The sequence below is a fragment of the Pseudomonas sp. FP453 genome (assembly GCF_030687495.1).
Lineage (GTDB): Bacteria > Pseudomonadota > Gammaproteobacteria > Pseudomonadales > Pseudomonadaceae > Aquipseudomonas.
On the sequence record NZ_CP117435.1, the window covers coordinates 3,947,503 to 3,970,003 of the forward strand.

At 62.5% G+C, this 22,501-nt stretch carries 13 protein-coding genes and 2 pseudogenes; 6 read left to right on the plus strand and 9 right to left on the minus strand.

The window, feature by feature from the left end; translation table 11 throughout:
- The first annotated feature begins 97 nt into the window (after positions 1-97).
- The 3 genes from PSH87_RS17705 (at position 98) to PSH87_RS17715 (ending at position 3,017) form a co-directional block, all read left to right on the plus strand.
- On the plus strand, positions 98-847 hold the full coding sequence (locus tag PSH87_RS17705; protein WP_305430461.1) for an alpha/beta fold hydrolase: 750 nt from the start codon (positions 98-100) through the stop codon (positions 845-847).
- A gap of 133 nt (positions 848-980) precedes the next feature.
- A complete protein-coding gene (locus PSH87_RS17710) occupies positions 981-1,844 on the plus strand; it encodes a LysR family transcriptional regulator (RefSeq protein WP_017735485.1) in 864 nt (287 codons plus the stop codon).
- 72 nt (positions 1,845-1,916) lie between these two features.
- The gene (locus PSH87_RS17715) at positions 1,917-3,017 is read left to right on the plus strand and encodes an SMP-30/gluconolactonase/LRE family protein (RefSeq protein WP_305430462.1); all 1,101 of its coding nucleotides are present in this window, start codon (positions 1,917-1,919) and stop codon (positions 3,015-3,017) included.
- A gap of 1 nt (position 3,018) precedes the next feature.
- On the opposite strand, the gene PSH87_RS17720 is transcribed toward PSH87_RS17715, so the two are convergent.
- From PSH87_RS17720 to PSH87_RS17740, 5 genes and pseudogenes are all read right to left on the minus strand, one after another.
- On the minus strand, positions 3,019-3,381 hold the full coding sequence (locus PSH87_RS17720) for a hypothetical protein (protein ID WP_026136626.1): 363 nt from the start codon (positions 3,379-3,381) through the stop codon (positions 3,019-3,021).
- 2 nt (positions 3,382-3,383) lie between these two features.
- Positions 3,384-3,813: pseudogene (locus PSH87_RS17725) on the minus strand (hypothetical protein); the annotation flags it as partial.
- Positions 3,814-4,037: 224 nt separating this feature from the next.
- The gene (locus PSH87_RS17730; protein ID WP_305430465.1) at positions 4,038-5,102 is read right to left on the minus strand and encodes a lipocalin-like domain-containing protein; all 1,065 of its coding nucleotides are present in this window, start codon (positions 5,100-5,102) and stop codon (positions 4,038-4,040) included.
- Entirely contained in the window at positions 5,092-7,554 is a 2,463-nt protein-coding gene (locus PSH87_RS17735; RefSeq protein WP_305430467.1) for an ABC transporter permease, read from the minus strand. Before PSH87_RS17735 ends, PSH87_RS17730 begins: the two co-directional genes overlap by 11 nt.
- A gap of 1 nt (position 7,555) precedes the next feature.
- Complete coding sequence (locus PSH87_RS17740) at positions 7,556-8,224, minus strand: ABC transporter ATP-binding protein (RefSeq protein WP_305430468.1); 669 nt, start codon at positions 8,222-8,224, stop codon at positions 7,556-7,558.
- A gap of 274 nt (positions 8,225-8,498) precedes the next feature.
- On the opposite strand from PSH87_RS17740, the gene PSH87_RS17745 reads away from it, so the two are divergent.
- The 3 genes from PSH87_RS17745 to PSH87_RS17755 all read left to right on the plus strand — a co-directional run bounded on the left by PSH87_RS17745 (position 8,499) and on the right by PSH87_RS17755 (position 12,516).
- The gene (locus tag PSH87_RS17745) at positions 8,499-9,173 is read left to right on the plus strand and encodes a histidine phosphatase family protein (protein WP_305430470.1); all 675 of its coding nucleotides are present in this window, start codon (positions 8,499-8,501) and stop codon (positions 9,171-9,173) included.
- A gap of 170 nt (positions 9,174-9,343) precedes the next feature.
- A complete protein-coding gene (gene arnT, locus PSH87_RS17750) occupies positions 9,344-10,999 on the plus strand; it encodes a lipid IV(A) 4-amino-4-deoxy-L-arabinosyltransferase (protein ID WP_305430471.1) in 1,656 nt (551 codons plus the stop codon).
- Positions 10,996-12,516, plus strand: coding sequence for a glycosyltransferase family 39 protein (locus PSH87_RS17755; RefSeq protein WP_305430472.1), 1,521 nt, complete (start codon positions 10,996-10,998; stop codon positions 12,514-12,516). Before arnT ends, PSH87_RS17755 begins: the two co-directional genes overlap by 4 nt.
- An 11-nt stretch (positions 12,517-12,527) precedes the next feature.
- On the opposite strand, the gene PSH87_RS17760 is transcribed toward PSH87_RS17755, so the two are convergent.
- The 4 genes and pseudogenes from PSH87_RS17760 to PSH87_RS17775 all read right to left on the minus strand — a co-directional run bounded on the left by PSH87_RS17760 (position 12,528) and on the right by PSH87_RS17775 (position 22,076).
- Positions 12,528-13,241: an AAA family ATPase gene (locus PSH87_RS17760; protein WP_017735495.1), complete on the minus strand. Its 714-nt coding sequence runs from the start codon at positions 13,239-13,241 to the stop codon at positions 12,528-12,530.
- Positions 13,241-13,982: pseudogene (locus PSH87_RS17765) on the minus strand (ABC transporter permease). The gene PSH87_RS17760 and the pseudogene PSH87_RS17765 overlap by 1 nt, the downstream one beginning before the upstream one ends.
- A 298-nt stretch (positions 13,983-14,280) precedes the next feature.
- The gene (locus tag PSH87_RS17770; RefSeq protein WP_305430474.1) at positions 14,281-15,207 is read right to left on the minus strand and encodes an ATP-binding cassette domain-containing protein; all 927 of its coding nucleotides are present in this window, start codon (positions 15,205-15,207) and stop codon (positions 14,281-14,283) included.
- Positions 15,208-15,806: 599 nt separating this feature from the next.
- The gene (locus PSH87_RS17775) at positions 15,807-22,076 is read right to left on the minus strand and encodes a non-ribosomal peptide synthetase (protein ID WP_305430476.1); all 6,270 of its coding nucleotides are present in this window, start codon (positions 22,074-22,076) and stop codon (positions 15,807-15,809) included.
- Between the last annotated feature and the right edge of the window lie 425 nt (positions 22,077-22,501).

Consider the following 22,501-nt stretch of genomic DNA (forward strand, 5'->3'; position numbering starts at 1 on the left):
TCCAATTTCGTACACCTGGCGCCTGCTCAACCTACATTCATCAACCCCGGGTCCTTGGTAAAAAAGCCGCTATCTCACGGCTGCCCGGGACCTCTTGATGACTGTCGCAAAAACCTTGATGTGCGCAGCTCTGTGGCTGGCGGCAAACCTTGCCCACGGCGTGCCGCTGATCCGTCCCACCGCCATCGACTGGCAGCTGGACTGCCATCTCCCCGCCCTTGCCCACCTGCAACCCGACGTACTGGAGCGCACCCAGTGCGCCATCGTCACCGTGCCACGCAATTACGCGGCGCCCCGCCAAGGCAGCCTGCGCCTGTACCTGACCCGCGTTGGCGCCCGCGACCCGCTGAGCCGCGAGGGCGTGGTCTTCGCCCAGCCCGGCAACAGCCCCCAGGCCAATCACAGCGGTACCTTCGCGATCTCCCTGGCGGGCAATTGGGGCGCCCATGCCACCCAGGCCTATCGCACTTTGCTCAATCGCTACGACGTCATCGAACTCACGTCCCGCGACCTCAACCAGGAGAACGGGGTCGAACACGCAGCCAGGGACATGGAGTTCGTTCGCGCCCAACTCGACGAGCCTCAGTTGCATTACCTGGGCAGCGCCGACGCCACACGCCTGGGCAATCGCTACGCCACGCTGTTTCCCGAGCGTGTCGCGCGCATGGTGCTGGTCAACACCGCTCCCGGCGAGACAACCGCGCGGCTGGTAGACCAACTGCACCTCAGGGAACCCGTCACGCCCGGCTCCAGCGGCTGCGTGAACCAATGGGTCGGCGACTTCCTGATCTATGGCAAGCAACCGCCACCGTCCACACGCTGCCTCGACCCGAGTGGTTGGGAGTGAAAAGACAATCAATGTGAGCTGGCTTGCCTGCGATAGCATCACCGGGGTGTGACTGAAACACCGAGGGGCTTGTATCGCAGGCAAGCCAGCGCCCACACCACTACAATGCCCCCATTCATTATCCGGGGGCTTCATGGACATCGAACTGGCACGCACCTTCCTCGAAATCACCCGCTGCGGCAGCCTCGCCGCGGCGGCCGAGAAACTGCACGTCACCCAGACCGCCATCACCGCGCGGGTCAAAAGCCTGGAGAGCCAGCTCGGCAGCACCCTCTTCATCCGCAACCGCGCCGGCGCCAGATTGACCGCCGACGGCGAAGCCTTCGTGGTCTACGCCAACCAGCTGCTGCAAACCTGGGAAGCGGCGCGCCGTGACCTGCCGCTGCCCGAGGGTTATCGCAATGTGCTGCATATCGGCGGCGAGGTCAGCCTGTGCAATCCCTTGATGCTCGGCTGGGCCCAGGCGCTGCGTGAGCATATCCCCGGGCATGCGTTGCGCACCGAAGTGCGCGAGGGCGAGTACCTGCTGCGCCAACTGGAACTGGGGGTACTCGACGCTGCGCTGGTGTTCCAACCGCAATACTGGCCGGGGTTGCAGGTGGAGCAGGTGCTGGAAGAAAAACTGATCCTAGTGCAGTTGGTCAGCAAGCCGGTGCCCTACGTGTATATCGACTGGGGCCCGGGCTTTCGCCAGCAGCATGACGCCGCCCTGCCCGACAAGGCGCGTGCGGCGTTGAGTTTCAATCTAGGGCCATTGGCCTTGCAGTACATCCTCGAAAACGGCGGTGCCGGGTACTTCCGCACGCGGGTGGTGCAGAGCTACCTGGACAGCGGCCTGATGCGCCGCGTGCCAAAGGCGCCGGAGTTCAGTTTCCCCACCTACCTGGTGTATTCGCGAGCGCGGGACTCCGCGGTGTTGCAGCAGGCGCTGGAGTTGTTGCGTGGTGTGGTCAAGGCCGAGAGTGACTGGTCGCAACGCTGGGACCCAGTACTTTGAAACACAAACGCAACTAGCAGATTTTCCAAGCCGGACTACGCTCAAGCACCATCAAAAAAGCCAGGAGTCGGCATGCGTACCCGCTCACGAAAACTGCGTCATCTGCTCTTTGTGCTGCTGTTGGCGGTGGTGGCCTTTCTGTTGCTGATGCCCACCAAGGTGCAACCGGTGAACTGGGCGCCGCCAGAGGCGCCGTCGATGACGCACGGGCCCTACGCCGCAAACCACCGCCTCAAGGGCGTAGAAAAAACCGGCGCCCAGGGCATCGCCGGGCCCGAAGCGCTGGTGCTGGATGCCGAGGGTTTCCTGCTCAGCGGGCTGCATGACGGGCGCATCATCCGCACCGCGCCGGGCAGCGACACCCTGGAAGTGCTGGCCAACACCGGTGGGCGCCCCCTGGGCCTGGCGCTGCACCCGGATGGGCGCTTGATCATTGCCGACGCGCTCAAGGGCCTGCTCGCGATGGATGCCAACCGCCAACTCACGACCCTGAGCACCACGGCCAACGGCGTGCCCTTCGGCTTTACCGATGACGTGACCGTGGATGCCAGTGGGCGCTACGCGTATTTCAGCGATGCGTCGAGCCGCTGGGGTTACGGCCAGGATGGCGAAGCGGTGATCGAACACGGCGGCGACGGTCGGCTGCTGCGCTATGACTTCAGCAACGCCAGCACCGAGGTGTTGCTGGAACATCTGCAATTCGCCAACGGCGTGGCCCTGGGCCCGGACGAAGACTACGTGCTGGTGAATGAAACCGGTGCTTATCGCATCAGCCGCTACTGGCTCAAGGGCGAACGTGCCGGCAGCCATGACCTGTTTATCGACAACCTGCCGGGCTTGCCGGACAACCTCAGTTTCAATGGCCGGGATCGTTTCTGGGTGGCGCTGTATTCGCCGCGCAATCCGCTGCTGGATAGCTTTGCCGGGTACCCGATGCTGCGCAAGGTGATGGTGCGGGCGTTGATGGTGGTGCCCAAGCCGATCGAGCACAGGGCGTTTGTGTTGGGGCTGGATGTCGAGGGCAAGGTGATTGCGAACTTGCAGGATGGCAGCGCGGGGAATTACTCGCCGATCACTACGGCGCGGGAATATGGGGAGTGGCTGTACCTGGGGTCGTTGAAGGGGACGGGGATGGCGCGGGTGGCGTTGGGGGTGGCGATTGTGGGGGAGTGAGTCACCAGTTGTGCCAGATGGACCAGATGACGGATGCAAAAAACCAGATCACCGCTAAGCGGTGGGGCCACAGCGCCCAGCGTTTGAGGGCGAGAGGAACAGATGCCAGTTCGGCTTCGGTCACGAGGCCTGCCTTCACAAAGTACTTTGAGTCGGATAAAAAATCGACCATCAGGCCCATACGCTGAGACTTGTCTATAGGCTGGTTTCTTCCCCAAAAACGCTTATGTCTACGAACCTTTTCGTTTTCATTGAAGTAGCTTTCCAGCTCGTCGAGTTTTCTATATTTCGCGAAGAGCATCAGTCCCCAGATGACGAAAACCCCAGCCATTAACACGATGGTGTAACCGAGAAAAAATGACATTGTCATGCTCCCTCCGGCTCAAAGATGAATTTCCCCTCGGCTTCTATGATCTTCCCACCCAGAAAGGCACCGCCTTCGCCAAACAAAGAGCCTCCTGCATACCCTCCTGCTGCACCGCCAATAATTCCACAGGCCAGCCCGCTGCGCTCTTTCAAACCTACCGCCAACACGATACTGCGCATCCCGCCCCCCCACACACGCCTCCTTGATCTTCAACCCCGCAACGCCCACATCCATCGCCAACCCCACATACGTGCCCTTCCCCAACCACTTCGACGCCCGCGCAATCGCCGCCATGCGCTTGGCATACCCATCGATCTCGCCCTTGTGCAAATAGCTCTTGGTGGAAATTCCCAGCACGTTCTTCAACGACTGATTCCCACGCAACCCCGTGCCAAACCGCACCGCCCCGCGCACCTGGGTGTCCAGCAATGTTGATATAGCCCTGCGCCATGCCCCACATCCCGAATCCACTGGAGATGGCGTCGAAATATAAGCAAGCGCTCCCGCCCCGGACACAAGCCCGAGGGGGTCAAAAATCAGTTTGGGAAGTTGCCTACATAGTCGAAGAAACACTGCTTACAGATACCACTCGAAACCCGTAACGCCACAGGTGATTGCCAGCCCGGGTCCTGTCTTGGCTGAGCGGCATTCACCTAATAGCCGGTCATTTCCAGGTAACCCACCCCACCGTCGAACCGCACCGGCCCTTCCCAGTAGGGAATGCTCAGGTTCATCCAGGCATTCGGGTTGACCGCCTCGGTCGTGATATCCAGCTGTTTGCCAGGGATTTTCAGCGACCAGCGCGTAGGGATTTTACGTCCGTCGATGTCGGTGGTGGCCAAGGGCATCAACTGGATATCAGCGTTGTGCAAGGTCTGGGTGTGGCCCTGCTGATCGATCCAGGTGCCGGTGAGGTAACCCGGGCCGTCCTGCTGGCGCACGCGAAACAACATCAGTTGTTCGCCGCGGTCCAGGTGCAGGGAAAACCAGTCCCACCCGCTCTGATTGGCGGCGAGGGGTTGGCTGCTCCATTCGCGGTCCAGCCACGCCGGGCCGCTGACCTGATAGGTAGTGCCGTCGATACGCACGCTGCCCGTGGCGCTGAAAAACGGCTGGCTGTAGTAGTACGACGCCTGCCCCTGGTCGGACTTGCGGCTGTAGCCCTGCGCACCTTGCAGCACCAAGGGGCGGCTGGACGTCAGGTGCAAGTCATAGGCGAACTGTGCGCCGCTGGCCGTAAGTTGCATGTCCGCCAACGGGCTCGCGGCGCCAGGGCGGGAGGCGAAGTTCCAGTCGTCGATCCAGGCGTTGAACGGCACCGCCTGCGCGCCCGCCTGGCCGACGCCGCCACGGGCGTAGCGTTCGGCGGCGTAGTGATGCGTGGCCGAGGTGACGGCCGCGTGGCCCAGCCACACCGTCGAATCGCGCCAGCCAGATTGCGTCGGCCCGGCCTGGAGGGCGTTGCGAAACAGCGTCCATTGCACACCAAACAGGTTGCCTTGGGCGTCCTTGAGATTCGCAGTGACGTACCACCACTCGATGCGAAAACCATCGTGAGGGCCATGGTCCTCAGGAAAACTGAACACCTTGCCCGGCACCACCTGGGCAAAATCCGCCGCCGCGCTGCCGAGGCCGGCGAAGCTTTCTTCAGGCGCAGGGGCTTTATCGCACCCACTCAACAGCAACAGCAGCGCCCCCAGCAGCGGCTTAATCTTCATGGGCAAAGGTCCTCAACAAATCCGCCGGGCGGCTGCGGTACAGCTGCCACAACGGCCAGGCCGACGCCAGCAACGTCGCCAACAGCGCCAGGCCCAACAATTGCGCAAGCTGCCACGGGAACACCTGCAACGGCAGGCGCCAACCAAACGCCTGCACGTTGATCACCGCATCCAGGCACCACGCCAGCAGCAGGCCCAGGGGCAATGCGAGGATCAGCGTGAGCGCGGCCAGCAGCCAGGTCTGCCCCAGGTTCAGCAGCATCAATTGCCGGCGCGTCACCCCCAGCGCCCACAGCGGTGCGAGTTGGCCAAGGCGGCTCTGGCTTTGGCTCAACAGGCTGATAAACAAGGCCACGCCGGCGACGCCGAGGGTCAGGCTGTTGAGGGCGGCAGTGGCGGCAAAGGTGCGTTCGAACACTTGGCTGGACCAGCCTTTGAGCTGCTGTTGATCGACGATGCGGCTGTCTTCCAGGGCAAACACCCGCTGCACGTCAGCCACCAGCGCCGGCACATCCTGCGGTTGCACCCGCAAGTTGAAACGCGCGGGTGACAGCGTTGGCCAGTGCGCCAGCAGGTGCCGGGCATTGACCAGCAGGTGGCCCTTGGGATTGCCGTAGTCGGCGTAGATCCCCACCACCTGCGGCGCCCACGCCCCCTGCGGCGTAGGGATGGCCAGCGTGTCGCCCAACTGTACGTCCAGGCGTCGCGCCAGTTGCTCGCTGAGCATCACTGTGTCGCCGTTGAGCAACTGGTCCCAGGGTTCGCGCGCCGACTCCAGCAACGGCCAATGCTGGCGATAAGTGGGATCATCGACCACGCCAAACAGATCCGCCGGCCAGCCTTGCAGTTGCACCGCCACCTGCCACGTGGGCAGCACGGTCTGCACCAGCGGTTGTACCTGCAGCCAGGTTTGCAGTTGCGCCGACTGCTGGGAATTTTGCGGATTGAGGTACAGCTCGGCCGTCAGGCGCTGCTCCAGCCAGTGGGTGAAGGTCTGGCGAAAACCCGAAGTCATGGAGCCCGCGCCGATATTCGCCGCCAGCGCCAACAGCAACGCCATCAGCGCCAGGCTCAGGGCCGGCAGTTGTTGGCGGCAATCGGCGAGGAACCATTGGCCGAGCACCGAGCGGCTGCGCCCCAGCACCGCCTTGAGCAGCCCGTTGAGCATCACCGGCAGACCCAGTGCTGCGCCCAGCAACAACGTTGCCATCAGCACAAAGCCGGCGGCCAGGCTGTCGCCCAACAGCAAGGCCAGCAACGCGATCAGCAGTGCAGCGGCCGCCACCCAGCCCTGGCGGCGCAACCAGCGCCCATGGGCTTCATGCCAGGCCTGGGCGTTGGCCAACGCCAGCAATGGCAAGCGCGCCGCCCGCCACAGGCTGTTGGCGCCAGCGAGCAGCGCGCCGAGCAGGCTCAACCCCAACCCGGCAGCCCACCAACCTGGGCTCAGGCTCAGCTGGCCGGGAACCTCGGCGCCGTAGAGGCCACGCAGGCTGGCGGCCACATCCGGCAGCAACAGGCTGGCCAGCAGGTAGCCGCTGGCAACGCCAAGCACACCGCCGAGCAAGGCCAGCACGCCCAACTCCACCCCCAGACTGAGGATCAACAACCGCGCGCTGACCCCACAGGCGCGCAAGGTGCGCAGCAGGCCGCGACGTTGTTCCAGGGCCAGGCCGATGGCGGCGTGCACGATAAACAGCCCGACCACAAAGGACAGAAAACCCAGGGCATCGAGGTTCAGGTGGAAGCTTTCGGTGAGGCGCGACAGGTTGTTGTCCTCGCCCTGCTTCAACTGCAAGCCATCCGGTGGCGTGGGATGGCGTGCCGCATAGGTCTTGTCCACCAGCAAGCGCGACAGGCGACCGGGCATGTCCAGCAGCGGCTGGGCAAAGCCGATATCGGTGAGCAGCACGCCGGGCGCCATGTCCGCTTGGGCTTGCAGGGGTGGCAATGGGTGGCCGCTCAACGTCAGCGGCTCCTCCCCCTCACGCAGCCCCAGGGCCTGCAAGGTCTGCGGAGCAATCCAGGTACGCCCCGGCGGCGCAAAAAACGCGAGCATCTGTGCCTGGCTCAAACGCTGCCCCGCCACCGCGCCGCTACCCGGCAGCGACACCGGCTCGATCCCCATCAGTTGCAAACGCGTATCGGCATGGCCTTGTAGTTGCACCCGCCCCTGCACCACCGGTGACACCGGCCAGCCGGCCCGGCGCAACTGGGCAAACAGCGCCTGGGGGAAACTGGCCCCGTCCGGCGCACTGAGGCTGGCCTGGGGTTCACCGCCGATCAATTGGCTGGCGCGGGCGTAACTGTCCCGCGCCTGACTGTTCAGGGCCTGCACCCCGGTGAGCAACGCCGTGGCCAGCCACAACCCGGTGAGCACACTGAAAAACTGCACCGGATGGCGCCGCCAATGGCTCAGCAGCGCGCGCAACGCCCAGTAAAACACCGCCATCTCACACGGCGCCCGCAGGCACGACATGCCCGCGATGCAGCACCACCTGGCGATCCAGGCGCGCGGCGAGGCGCGGGCTGTGGGTGACCATCAACAGGCTGGTGGGGCTGTCGCGCAACAGGTCCAGGAGCAATTGCAGGACGTCATCGCTGGTGGCTTCATCGAGGTTGCCGGTGGGCTCATCGGCCAACAACAGCGCCGGGCGCGAGGCCAGCGCCCGGCCGACCGCGACCCTTTGCTGCTGGCCACCGGAGAGCTGTTCGGGATAACGCTTGAGCAAGTCCCCCAGGCCCAGGCGCTCCACCAGATGCGCCTGCCAGTGCGCATCGAAGCGCCCCGCCAAACGCGCCTGGAAGGCCAGGTTGTCGTCCACGCGCAAACTGCCGATCAGGTTGAACTGCTGGAACACCAGGCCAATCTGCGTGCGCCGCCAATGGGCGAGTTGGGCTTCATTGAGTTGATCCAGGCGCTGCTCGCCCACCGCGATGGTGCCGCCATCCAGCCGATCCAGGCCGGCCACCAGGTGCAGCAAGGTGCTCTTGCCACTGCCGGATTCGCCCATCAGCGCCAGGCTGCTGCGCGCTGCCAGGTGCAGATCCACACCCGCCAGCACCGCCAGCGGGCCTTGCGGGGTGGCGTAGCTTTTAAAGACACCTTGCACCTGCAACATGGGAGCACTCACCAATGGACTGCAACCGAGGATAACGGCTGGTTGGCACGCCCACGCAAATTTTTCACATGGATTTCACCGGTTGCCCACCCGCCGTTCTCTACATTACCGGCCAAGTGTCACCGGTCGGCAACTTGTTAGTTGCTCACCGGGCAACTTTATAACCGCAACGCGTTCAGCGAAAAGACAGCGGCCCTGTGACAGCCTCGCGCTTCACTAAGGGCACTCGCCAAAGCCATTGCGCCTAACTCGTACAACATTACCGACGGTGCCCATGGTGAATGAAGTGGTTGACCTTACCCTGACCAAACCGCGCTCGCCCCGGGCCTTTTTCAAGCGCCTGCGCAGGATTTGGCTGGGGATTGGCGTAGTGGGTTTGCTGCTCGGTTGCAGCCTGCTGTGGCCTGCGTCGCCACGGGATCTGGGCGTCGGCAATCGCCTGCTGACCTCACAGGTGATGCCGCTGTGGCGTGACGGTGACGTGATCGTGCTGGTACGCCATGAAGAGCGCTGCGACCGCTCGTCCAACCCGTGCCTGGGCCCGGTCGAAGGGCTGACGGTCAGTGGCAGCCAACAAGCTGAAAAACTCGGCAAAGCCTTTGCTGCGCTGGGCATGGCCGGCAGCGACGTGTTGGCCAGCCCGGCCATCCGTACCGCCCAGACCGTGCGTTTCATGTTTGGCAAAAGCGAGTTTACGTCCGGCGAGCGGGCCGTTTGCGGCACGGCCATGGGTGAAGAATTGCTCAGCCACAAGGTCCCGGGACGCAACCTGGTATTCGTCACTCACAGCGGCTGCATCGCCGACTTCGAGAAGAGCCTGGGTTTCCCCCACGCCACCTTCCCGCAATACGGCAGTTCATTGTTCGTGCAGGTGTTGCCCAACGCCAAGTTCAAAGTATTGGGCATCGTCAACAATCAGAACTGGCCCAACGCACTCAAGCAGTTCTAACACTTCACCATGTTCAGCCAAACGACAGCCATCTTCTGGCATGTTTGGTTGTGCCTGTTAGTTAAGGATGTCATGAACACTTTCAATAACTTAGTGGAAACTTCGATGGTTTGCGCTATGACTTTCATGTCTCAACTTCCCTCCATCGAACGTCAAGGAGCGACGTTTTCATGATTCGCTTTAAACCCCTGCATCTGCTGTTGCTGGCCTTCGCCGCGTTTTATCTGTTGCCCCTGGGCCTGCACGGTCTGTGGATCCCGGATGAAACCCGCTACGCCCAGATCAGCCAGGAAATGCTGCTGAGCGGCAACTGGGTCACCCCGCACTTCATGGGCGTGCGCTACTTCGAAAAACCGGCCGCCGGCTATTGGTTGATCGCCCTCGGCCAGGCGGTGTTTGGCCAGAACCTGTTCGGTGTGCGCATCGCCTCGGCCTTGACCACGGCGCTGAGCGTCTGGCTGGCTTACCTGATCGCGCGCCGCATGTGGCACGACCCGCGCAAAAGCTTCGCCAGCGCCCTGCTCTACCTGAGCTTTGGCCTGGTTGCCGGGCAAGCGGGTTATTCCAACCTTGATCCGCAATTCACCTTCTGGGTCAACCTCAGCCTCGTCGCGTTGTGGTTTGCCCTCGACAGCCCCACCACCCGTGGCCGCCTGATCTCGTGGACGGTGTTGGGCGTGGCCTGCGCCATGGGTTTCATGACCAAGGGTTTCCTCGCCCTGGCCCTGCCGGTGCTGATTGCCCTGCCGTATATGCTCTGGCAGCGCCGCCTGGGTGAGTTGCTGCGTTATGGCCCGCTGGCCGTGGCCGTCGCACTGCTGCTGTGCCTGCCGTGGGTGTGGGCGATTCATGTGCAAGAGCCGGACTACTGGCGGTTCTTCTTCTGGAACGAACACGTGCGCCGCTTTACCTCCGCCACCGCACAACACGCACGGCCATGGTGGTTCTTCCTGCCGATCATGGTGGTGGCGTGCCTGCCCTGGGCGGGGATGCTGCCGGCCACGCTGGCGAAGATGTGGCAACAACGGCGCCAGCCGGCGATCGCCTTCCTGGCCTTGTGGATGCTGTTGCCGCTGTTCTTTTTCAGCCTGAGCAACGGCAAGCTGCCGACCTACATCATGCCGTGCCTGCTGCCCCTGGCGCTGTTGATGGGCCACGCATTGACCGAACTGCTGCAACAAGGCAAATCCCGCGCGATCTCTATCAACGGCCTGCTCAACTTTGCCATCGGCATGGCGGCGATGGTCGCGCTGATCTACCTGCAAATCAGCAGGCCGCCGTACGGCAACAGCCATGCGGAGATGTTCAGCCTGTCGTTGATCTTTATCGTGCTGCTGGGCTGGATCCTCACCAACCTGCTGCAAGCGTTTCGCCCGCAGACGCTGTGGGCGATGCCGGTACTGGGCATTGGTTTGCTGGTGATCCTGTTGCCAGCAAGCATGCCGGCCCAGGTGACCGACAACGAGATGCCCGACCAGTTTGTCCTTGAACACCTCGACGAGCTCAAGCAAACCAGCGCCCTGCTCAGCAACGAACTGGAAAGCGCCAGCGCCCTGGCCTGGCGCCTGCAACGGCCGGAAGTGGGCTTGTACGAAACCGAAGGCGAGCTGCGCTACGGCCTGCAATACCCGGACAGCGTGCAGCGCAAAATCAGCCTGGAGCAAGTGCAAGGCTGGCTGAAAGACGCGCGCCAGAAAGGTTCGGTGGGCGTGCTGGTACGCGCCGGCAGCAGCAGCGAGATGCGTCAAGTCGGCCAACTGCCCCCCGGCGGCACCCGCTATGACAAGGGTTACCTGCAATTGATCATCTACCCGAAACTGCCATGACCCGACTAATCCCAGTCCAACACCGCGCCCTGCTGCTACTGCTGGCCGTCACCGCGCTGATGCTCTTGCCGGGCCTCGGCGGCCGTGACCTGTGGGGCCCGGAAACCCGCTGGGCCGACATCGCCTTGCACATGCTGCAAACCGGCGACTACTTCGACCCTTACCTCAAGGGCCAGCCCTATTACGACAAGCCCCTGCCCTCCTATTGGCTAATCACCGGCCTCGCGCATGTGCTGGGCGGCCTTGGCCCGTGGTCGCTGCGCCTGCCCTCGGTGCTCGCCGCGTGGCTGAGCGTGTGGCTGGTCTACCTGATCGGCGAGCGCCTGCTGCACAAGGGCAGCGGCCTGATTGCCGGCTGGATGCTCGCCACTACCTTCTACTTCATGTTCTGGGCACGGGTCGCCACGGCGGATGTGCTCACGGTGTGCGGCGTGCTGGCGGCGGTGTGGTGGTATTGGCGCGGCCCGGAAGACACACGGCTGGGGCGCTACACGGTGTTTTTCCTGCTGCTGGCGCTGACATCGTTGTTCAAGGGCTTGATCGGCTTCGTGCTGCCGGGCCTGGTGTTGTTGCCCCATCTGCTCAGCGAACAGCGCTACAAACGCCACCTCAATCTGCGCCTGCTGCTGGCGCTGCTGATTGCCGCCGCGGTGTATGCGGTGCCCTTCGTGTTGTCGCACTTCTACGGCACACCGACCTACGGCCAAAGCGGCCTGGCCCTGGTGTTCCGGGAAAACGTGGTGCGCTTCTTCGACCCTTTCGACCATATGGGGCCGATCTACACCTACCTGATCTACCTGCCCGCCTACACCCTGCCATGGACGCCCTGCTGGTTGCTCGGCCTGTGGCTGGCCGTGCGTCACTGGCGCCCCACGCCACCCAACGTGCGCTGGCTGGTGTGGGGCCTGGGCCTGCTGTTTGTGTTCTTCACCGCCAGTGGCAGCCGACGCAGCTACTACGTGCTGCCCCTGGTGCCCTTTGCCCAACTGCTCGGCGCCTGGTGGCTGCACGAATACCTGCTGAAAAAACCCGCCGCACGCCCGCGCTGGCGCATAGGTTTCGCCCTCGCCGCCAGCCTGTTGCTGCTGATACTCGGCGTGGCCTATCCCTGGACCAACGGCAACGGCGGCGTGACCCGCTTCGCCGACGATGTGCGCGCCGAAGCCGTCAAAAGCGCGCCCTGGAACCAATGGCAAATCGTGCTGGTGGAAGCCGACAACAAACTGCCGATGTACCTGCAAAACGGCGGCAAACCCTTCTACTACGTCGCCGAAAACCAGGACTTCCCACGCCAGGGCAACAGCGCCGCGTTCATCGCCTGGCTGGAAAAAACCAGCGGCCAGCACTTCGATCCCCAACACACGATCATCGTCGCGCAATTCACCAGGGACGACCCGACGCCGTTGGCGTATCTGGGTGCGGATCACCAGGTAATCGTCACGCAACCGGACAATGGGGAACGGTTGTTCAAGGTGCGTCAGGAGGGCAGTGTGGCGTACGTGCCGGCACGTCAATAAAGCCGAACGCCCTACCCCTTGGGCAAGCTGGCAGCATGAATAAAAGCTTCATCCAAACTGCTGGCGCCATACGCGGCCATAAAGCCTTGGGCATCGGTAAAGCGATTAAAACGCTGCTGGCTGAGCATGTAGAAGTCATCGCAATGAGTGATGACTTCATCAACGTTATGGGATGAAACCAGCACCGCGACCCCCTCCGCCGCCGCGCCCTCCAGGCATTTCCAAATGTGGTAGCGAAATTCGGGGTCTACACCTGCCGTGGGTTCATCCAAAACCACAAGATCCGCATTCGCGCAGAGCAGCGACAACGTGAAAAACCAACGTTTTTCCCCATAGCTGCAAAGGGACGATTTCTTGTTCCAGATTTCACCATAACGTTCTGCAATGCCTGGGCTCCACTTGTCGATTTTTTCCAGCGCGTGCCGTTGCGTCATGCGCGTGTCAGCGCAAAAAATCATCGCCATTTTGAAAATATCAAACATGCGAAACACCGCCGGCGTACTGATGATTTGCGACAGGTAGAGCAGCTTCGAAAACGAACTGCTTACAACGCCGCCCTGCGCTTTTTTCAGACCACAGAGCACATCAAAAAAAGTGGTCTTGCCTGATCCATTAGGCCCCAACAAACCAGAGATCGCGCCTGCATCGACCTGCAACGAAGCACCACGAAACAACACGTGACGCGCATAACTGACATCGAGGGAATTCACGATCAACTGTTTCATCAGTAGCGACTCCATACCGGATTCACACGTAAAAAACGCAACGTTATGCAAAATGAACACGTAAACAAAACAACAATGACCACGACTACGGGCAAGGACTCAGCTACGCCAAATTGCATAATCTGGTTGGCCCACCACATAGGGTTTAAATGCGCGAACGTTCCAAGCAAGGGATTTTGCCCCAGACTGATAATTCCCAGTGCAAGCATCATGAAGGACAATATTGAAAATACGGTGCTCGTGTTTTGAAAGCCCATAGGGATCAGCGTCAATAAAAGCGCAGGCGTGGAAAACAACAAAAAACAAATATAAAACCGACCCACGACCACAACCTGCTCAGCAAAACTCATCACACCAAAATAGGCGCGAGTAAATATATAAAACGCCGAACAATAAAGAACCGACATCGCGGAATAGGCTAAAAACTGCCCAACAATAAAAACTGTCTTTGTCTGGCGCGTGTACACAAATGACCGCAGAAACCCGCTCTCCCTACGCCCGACAATGTAAAACGCCAGGCCAAACAGGGCCACACTCGAAGAAACGAAAGAATAGAACCAAGAAGTACTTGAAAGATAACTACCAGGCACCTCGCTCAGTGGGGCTCTCGCGTAACTGATCAAGTAGAAGGTCACCACAGGAGAGATGAAAATCCAAAACAGTGCAATGGGCTCCTTCAATTGTTCCTTAATAAAAAGGGCAGCCAACCAAAAACGGTTTAGATAATGGGTAGTAGCTCATCACTCACCTCATGGTGAACGGCACCTCGCCCGAACAAGATAGTTTTTCTAGAAATACTTTCAAGTCTCACTAAAAAAAACAAACTATCACTTTTAGGAAGTTTCACTCAACCCAATAGGAAAACCAACTATTGCCTATAGCAGCACCGCCAAAGCCATCTTTTTCCGACAGCGCTAACTCATTATAAAATTTGGCTTTTGCAACCCGCGCTTTTACACGGAAAAATGGCTGCCCATTTAAAAAGTGTGACGGTCTCAAGAGTGCACTGACAATTCGCAAAGCCATCCGACAAACGGCGTCAGAGGTCTGGCTTTCCTGCAAGCTGCTGTATGCCCAACGGTAGCGCCTTGACCTCCAACCCCACCACCTGCTCCCGCACCACCCGCCCCTCCGCCCGATTGCGGATAAAACCCGTGCGGGTAAACCGCTCAAGAAACGGCACCGACAGGTTCTGCTCCGGTAACGCGCTTTGCGTCGCATCCCCGAGCAACGTGTAAGTCGCCGTCGTCAAATGCCGTGTGTTCACTTCACTGGCAATCCGCCCGTTCTCCAGGACGATTGCACGGTTGGTCACCCGTTGCAGGTCGGACAACCGCTGGGAGATATAGAGGATGGCCACCCCTCGGCTGCGCTGGCTATCGACCAGTTCCAGCAGGCGCTCGGCGTCGGTGTCCGACAGCGCGGCGGTGGGTTCGTCGAGGATCAGCAACCGAGGTTGCAGGGCGAAGGCGCGGGCCAGCACCAGCAGTTGGCGGTCGGCCTGGCCGAGGCGTTCGACCGGCAGTTGCAGCGGCAGGTCCAGGCCCAAGCCGGCGGCGATGGTTTCGGCGCGTTGCAGGAGGTTTTTGCGGTTGAGCAGGAAGTCCGCGCCGGGCAGGCACAGTTCGTCCAGCAGCAGGTTTTCGGCAACGCTCAGGCCCGGGGCGATGCCTTCGTCGGGGCGCTGGTGCACCGCGACAATCCCCACCCGGCGAGCCGACAACGGCGAGATAAACCGTTGCCGCAGCCCATCGACCCACAGCTCACCGGCATCCGGCGCGAGGGTGCCGCCGAGGATGTTGACCAAGGTGGACTTGCCCGCGCCTTCCACACCCAACAAGCCCACGCCTTCGCCCGGGTATAGCTCCAGGCTGACCTGATCCAGCGCCCGCTGGGTGCCAAAGGTCTTGCACAGGTCACGCGCGCGGACCAGGGGCTGGGGTGCAACGGCAACGGGGTTGCTCATGGCTAATCTCTAATGCGCTACGGTGACTCATTACAGCGCGACGAGGCGCTGATTTACTCCGTGTAACAATGAGTTAGGTGGCGAATTAAAGGCAAAGCCTTATGAACAATCCAATAGCTGGATCGCATATGGATTGGTTTTTCAGTTATATGCGATGGGCGCTCAGCGTGTTGAATCCATTCAGCATCAGACCGGTGTGGGAGCTGGCTTGCCTGCGATGCAGACACCCCGTTACATCAGGCACACCCAGTTGATGCCATCGCAGGCAAGCCAGCTCCCACAGGGGAACGCGTCAGCTCCAGAGACCCGGTCGGCTACTAGGCCGCCGCGCTTTGTTTTTGATTTTGATCTTGGGCGCCCCGTTAAACACGCTGGCCCAAATCCATGTCGGATTACGGGCACACCGAGCCTAGGCGAGGTGCCGAGTGTTGGGGCAAGAGCGTTTTGCTTACTTTTGCGCTCTTCAAAAGTGAGCCGCCGTAAGGGCGGAACCATAAGCAGCCGTAACCCAAATAATGGATATGTACACAGAAAGACCGCTATCGCAGGCAAGCCAGCTCCCACACAAGCCAGCGTCTACATTCAATCAATGTCAGGTTTCAAATCCGACGACGGCGATTGAGCGCAGGGATAGCGGTTTCAGCAACAGCCACTTGCTCAACCTGCGCCACCGTACACACCGCCAACTGCGCCAACGTCGGCTGACTGAACAACGTCCGCGCATCCACCTCCAGCCCCGCCTTGCGCATCCGCGCCACCACATTCACCGCCAGCAACGAATGCCCACCCAGTTCGAAAAAGTGATCGTGGCGCCCCACCCTTTCCAACTTCAACACCTCGGCCCAGATCCCAGCCATCACCGTTTCAACCTCCCCCACCGGCGCCACATACGCGCGACTGAGCACCGACGCCAAACCAGGCTCCGGCAGCGCCTTGCGATCGAGCTTACCGGCCGGGTTCAGCGGCAACGCGTCAAGCTGCACAAACGCCGCCGGCACCATGTACTCCGGCAGTTGCTCCAGCACATGGGCACGCAACACCTCCGGGCTCGGCGCCTCGGCGCGCGGGGTGAAATACGCCACCAAACGCTCGTCACGAATCAGCACCGCCACTTCACGCAACGCCGGATGCGCCGCCAGGCACGCTTCGATTTCCCCCAGCTCCAGGCGCACGCCACGCAGCTTGACCTGGAAGTCGTTGCGCCCAAGAAATTGCAGGTCACCATCCGGCAAATACCGCACCAGGTCGCCGGTGCGGTACAGGCGATCACCGGCCACAAACGGGCTGTCGATAAAACGCTCGGCGGTCAGCTGCGCCAGCCCCAGGTAACCGCGTGCCACGCCGACCCCGCCAATATGCAAGTGGCCGCTGACGCCCATCGGCACCGGCGCATCGTGTTCGTCGAGCACGTACAGGCGGGTATTGCTGATCGGCCGACCAATCGGCAATTGCAGCGCAGGCACGCGGGCGCCCGGTGCCAGGGTCCAGGCGCTGCTATCCACCGTGGCTTCCGTGGGGCCATAGACGTTGTGCAAACGCACCTGCGGCAGACGCGCCTGCACGCCACGGGCCAGGGCCTCGGTGAGTTCGCCGCCGCCACACAGCACATCGGTCAGGCTGCTGCACAACGCCGACTCGTCCAGTTCGAGGAACTGCTGCAACATCGCCGGCACGAACTTGATCACAGTGATTTTTTCATCACGGATCACCTGCGCCAGGTACGCCGGTTCGCGATGCCCATCGGGCCGCGCCAGCACCAGGCGCATGCCATTGGCCAGCGGCCAGAACAGCTCCCACACCGAGCCGTCGAAGCTGAACGGCGCACGTTGCAACAGCGCGCCGCCTTCGGCGTTCGGGCACAGCTGCGAGCCCCAGTGCAGCAGGTTGGTCAGGCCGCGGTGCTCGATCATCACGCCCTTGGGCGTGCCGGTGGAGCCCGAGGTGTACATCACGTAAGCCAGGTTGGTGGGGGTCAGCCCCGGCACCCGTGGGTTGCCGGCAGGCGCCTGCTGCCAGGTGCAGCGGTCGAAGTCGAACACCGGGATCGCCACGTCACCGGGCAAGTCGCGGGTGGCGCCCTGCACCAGCAACGCCACCGGCTGGCTGTCGTGGAGCATGTAGGCCAGGCGTTCGCGGGGATAGCTCGGGTCCAGCGGCACATAGGCGCCGCCCGCCTTGAGAATGGCCAGCAACCCCACCACCAGGTCGAGCCCGCGCTCGACGCACAGCGCCACTCGCGAGTCCGGCTGCACCCCGCGCTCGCGCAAGGCGTATGCAAGCCGATTGGCGCGCTCGTTGAGTTCACGATAAGTCAGTTGCAACGTGCCGGCCTGCACCGCCACGGCATGGGGGATGTGCCGCGCGTGGGCCTCGAACAGCGCTTGTACCGTCTGGGTTGCGTCGTGGTCGGTGGCGGTCGCGTTGAAGTCCACCAGCAGGCGGTGCAGTTCGCTGGTGGGCAGCACCGGCACGTCGCGCAATGGGCTTTGCGGGGCATGCTCAAGTGAGTCCGCCAGGCCGTTGAGCGCCGTGTCGAGGTAGCCCAGCAAACGCGCGGCACCGACCTGGCGCGGCGCCTTGGCCTTGAGGCGAAAGCCGCTGGCAACATCGTCCACGGTGAGCATCAGCGGATAACTGAGGATGTCTTCGCTGCTGAGCAAGGCGATGCCCGGCCCCAGGTCCGGCACGGCGTCTGCGGCGGTATGCCGATAATTGAGCAGGCTGTTGAACAGCGGCGCCACCTGGCTGCAACGTTGAGCCAGGGCGAGGGAGGCTTGCTCATGGACCAGCAGCGCGCTCAATTGGCGATGGGTGTCGCGCACCGCTTCGACCACATTCTGCCCGGCCAAACACAAGCGCAGCGGCAAGGTGTTGATGAACATGCCAAGGGCCCGGTCGGCGCCCTCGCCCGCTTGCAAGCGACCGAGCAGTACGCTGCCGAACACCACATCCTCACGGCCGGCCACGCGGCTGAGAACCTGGGCCCAGGCCAGGTGGAACAGGCTTGCGGCGCTCACGCCCAGGCCCCTTGCCTGCGCGCGCAAGCGCTGGTTGAGGGGGTCGCCCAACGCCTGTTCGGCGGCTTCGGTGTCGGCAGGCTGCGCCCGATATTCCTGAAGACCGAAGGCCAGGGTCGGCTCATCGACATCACCCAGACGCTCACGAAAGAACGCTTCGTGCGCCGCCTGATGCTCGGGCAGACGCGCCTGTGCGACCACATTGCGATACGGCACTGGCGCGGGCAAGCGCGCCTGCTCACCAAGCAGATGAGCACGTATTTCATCCAGCAGAATCGTGGTCGACGTGGCGTCATTCACCAGGTGATGGAAGCGCAGCCGGGCGACCCAACGTTGCTGCTCCGGCTCCTGGCGATAGTCCAGGGCCATCAGCGGCGCCTGGCGCAGATCCAGCGGCGCACACGCTTCGTGCAGCGGTTCGACCCGCAGCGTCGCCGCGCGCCACACCACTTGCATCGGCTGCTCAAGGGCGTCCCACACCAGGCTGGTACGCAGGATATCGTGGCGGTCGATCACCTGTTGCAGCGCCTGGGCAAACTCGTCCAACTGCGCGCGGCCGGCAAAGCTGAACAGCGCCTGTTGCTGATACGGATCGTGCTCATCGGTGAGGTGGTGGTAGAGCAACCCTTCCTGCAACGGCGCCAGCGGGTAGATCTCCTGCACATTCGCCGCACCACCGGGAATGCCGGCGACAATGCGATCCAGGCTGGCCTGATCCAGCGTGGCCAGGGCCAGCAGATCTGGCGTAAGGGCGACGCAATCAGCCGGCACGCGGTTGGCCGGCACGTCGCTGTCGCGGCCCTCGCTCACCGCCGCCAGGGCCGCCAGCGTCGGCTGGCCGAACAACACCTGCACATCGGCACGCAGGCCGGCCTGACGCATGCGTTGCACCAATTGCACCGCCAACAGCGAGTGGCCGCCCAGCTCGAAAAAGTGATCGTGCCGCCCCACTTGCGCGACCTGCAACAGCTCGGCCCACAGCAGGGCCAGGGTGGTTTCCACGCCCTCGTGCGGGGCCTCGAACACACGCGTCACGAAGGCGTCCTGAGTCGGTGCTGGCAATGCTTTGCGGTCGAGTTTGCCGTTGGCGGTCAGCGGCAACGCCGCCAGCCGGGTGTAGGCCACGGGCAGCATGTAGTCGGGCAACGAGGCTTGCAGGTGGCTGCGCAACGCGTCGATTGCCACCGGCTCACGCTCGATAAACCAGGCCAGCAGCTGCCCTTCGCGACACAGCACCACCGCGTCGGCAACCTGTGGGTGAGCGGCCAGCGCCGCGTCGATCTCGCCCAGTTCGATACGCACGCCACGGATCTTCACCTGGTCATCGTTGCGGCCGAGGTATTCCAGATTGCCGTCGGGCAGCCAGCGTGCCAGGTCGCCGGTGCGGTACATGCGCCCGCCCGTGTCGGGGTCATCGACGAAGCGCTGCGCCGTCAGGTCCGGCCGGTTGAAGTAACCACGGGCCACGCCTTTGCCGCCCACGTACAACTCCCCCGTGACGCCAATGGGCACCGGGCGCTGCTGCGCATCCAGCAGGTAAACGCAGGCATTCGCCACCGGCGCGCCAATATGCAACGGCCGCCCCACCTCGACGCGGCCGGAGGTGGCGACCACCGTGGCTTCGGTCGGCCCGTAGTTGTTGACCACGGCAAAGGTCTGCGCCTGGGGCAACGCGCGCAGGCGGTCGCCGCCAATCAGCAAGGTGCGCAAGGTCGGATGGCCCAGGCCCTGGCTGAAAGCGTATTCGGCCACCGGCGTTGGCAAGAAACACACGTCCAGCGGTTGCGCCTGCCACCAGTGCAACAGCGCGTCGATGTCCTCGGCGCCGTCATGGGCCGGTGGCAGGTGCAAGGTGGCGCCCACGCACAACGCCGGCCAGACTTCCCAGGCCATCGCATCAAAGCCAAACCCGGCGACACTCGCGGTATGGCTGCCGGCGTGCAGGTCGAACGCCTGGCAGTGCCAGTCCACGAGATTGCAGACGCTGTGGTGCTCGACCATCACGCCCTTGGGCAAACCAGTGGAACCGGAGGTGTAAATCACATAGGCCAGGTGCGTCGGGCTGACCGCAACACGCGGCGGCTGGGTTGCCGGCTCTGCTGCGTGGCCCAGCACGATCACGGGCACCGCCAGCGGGGGCAGGCGGTGCAACAGCTCGGGTTGGACCAGTACCAGCACCGGCGCGCTGTCGTGCAGCAAGTAATGCAGGCGCTCGGCGGGATGGGCCGGGTCGACCGGCACGTAGCAGGCGCCGGCCTTGAGAATCGCCAACAACCCCACCAGCGTGTCGAGGCCGCGCCGGGCGAGGATTACCACCCGATCATCCGGCTGCACGCCGTGGGCCAGCAGTTGATGGGCCAAGCCATTGGCCTGCTGGTCGAGTTCGGCGTAGGTCAGCGACTGCCCCTGATACTTCGCCGCAATGGCCTGCGGCGCGCGCGCGACCTGCGCCGCGATGCGCTCGTGCACGGTGTGCGGTTCAACCAGCGGCCGCGCCGTGGCATTCCACTGCTGCAACCGGGCCTGCTCGGCCGGCGTCACCAACGCCAGTTCACCGACCGGCACCGCGCTGTCGTCCAGCCCCTGCTCCAGCAGCCAGATCAAACGCTGCGCCAGCGCCTGCACCTCGGCGTGCTGAAAATACCCCTCGTTGTACACACAATGCAGGCACGCACTGCCCTGCTGGCGGTTGCTGCGCAGGTGGATGGCCAACGGCAGCGGCTCATGTCGGTTCGACACTTTGACTGCCCGGGCCTGGACGTCGCCGTAACGCAGGTCATGGTCATCCTGTTCGAACGACAGCGACACCTCGAACACCTGCTCGCGCCCACTGCGGCGCAGGCCCAGCTCGCGGTTCAGCTCGCTCAAGGGAAAGCGCTGGTGGCGAAAATCCTGCTGGAGTTGGTCACGTACGCCACGCACCAACTCACCAAAGGGCAATTGCCCATCGAACTGCAAACGCACCGCACTGACCTGGGCAAACATCCCGACCGTGGCGCGAAACCGGGCGTTGGCGCGGTTGAGAATCGGCACCCCCACCACCCATTCCTCACGCTGGCCGGTGCGGGTGAAATACACGTGAAGCGCCGCCAGCAGCACATGAAACGCTGACGCCTGGTAACCCGTGGCAACCTGCTCCATGCGTTCGAGCAAGGCCAGCGGAAAGTCCTGCACCCAGGTATTGCTCGGCGCCTTGGCGGTGTGGCGCGGTGTCAGCAGCGGTTCCGGCAAGGTCTGGTACTTGTCCAGCCAATAGGCACGGTCACGGGCATAACGCGGCGACTGCCGATAGCTCAGGTCGGCGTCGATAAAGTCGCGATAGGACGGCGCCTGCTGCACCAGCGCCCGCCCCTGCTCCAGGGCGCTGTACAGGCCGGCAAGGGATTGCAGCATCTGGCCAAAGCCCCAGCCATCGAGGATCAAGTGATGGGCCTGGGTGCCGAGGCGGTAGTGCTGGCTGCCAAGCTTGACCAGGAAGAAGCGGAACAGCGGCTCGCCTGCCAGGGCATAGGGCCGGGCCATCTGCGCCTGCATCAGGGCCTGGAACGCCGCGAGGGGGTCGGGCTGCGCCGACACGTCATGCAGAACCACCTCGGCCGCCATCTCGGCCACAAAGGTTTGCTCGGGCAAGCCATCCGCGCCGCCATGCAGTTGGCTGCGCAGCGCATCGTGGGTGGCCACCAGTTGCGCGACGGCGCGCTCGATCAGCGCCGGCACCACGGCACCGGCAAAGTCCACGTAGCCACCGATGTTGTACAGCGGCGAGTCGCCCTGGCGCAGTTGGTCGAGCCAGATGTCCTGTTGGGCGGCGGTGAGGGGCAAGCGGGTCGGCAGGCAGGGTAAGGGCTGCATAAGATCCTTCTCATGGGTATCAGGCACTGGCCGCGCAGGAGGGCCCACTACGGCGAAATTGCCGGATTTGAGCATGGGGTCCGGGGCCTGTCTGTCACCCTAAACCCGGACATCCAAATGGATGGAATTGGGTTTGGCGGAAGGCCCACCGCTGAAACGATTAAATGGATGTAGGACATTCGCTATGACTGGCCGATGCCGCTTGGTTGCAAGCCGCCAAAATGAAAATAATTTATTTTTAATTTCAATAACTTAACTAACATTTCAGATTATTTTCCAGTTTTCTCAGGCGGAAAACACTGTCAGAAACGTCGAATTAATGACGTTGTTTTTATGGCAGCTTGTGTCACGCATTTCTGCTACATACGTAGGACAAATCACCTGGCTGAATAGGATTTCACGGGCTGATTGCTGACGATTTTGGA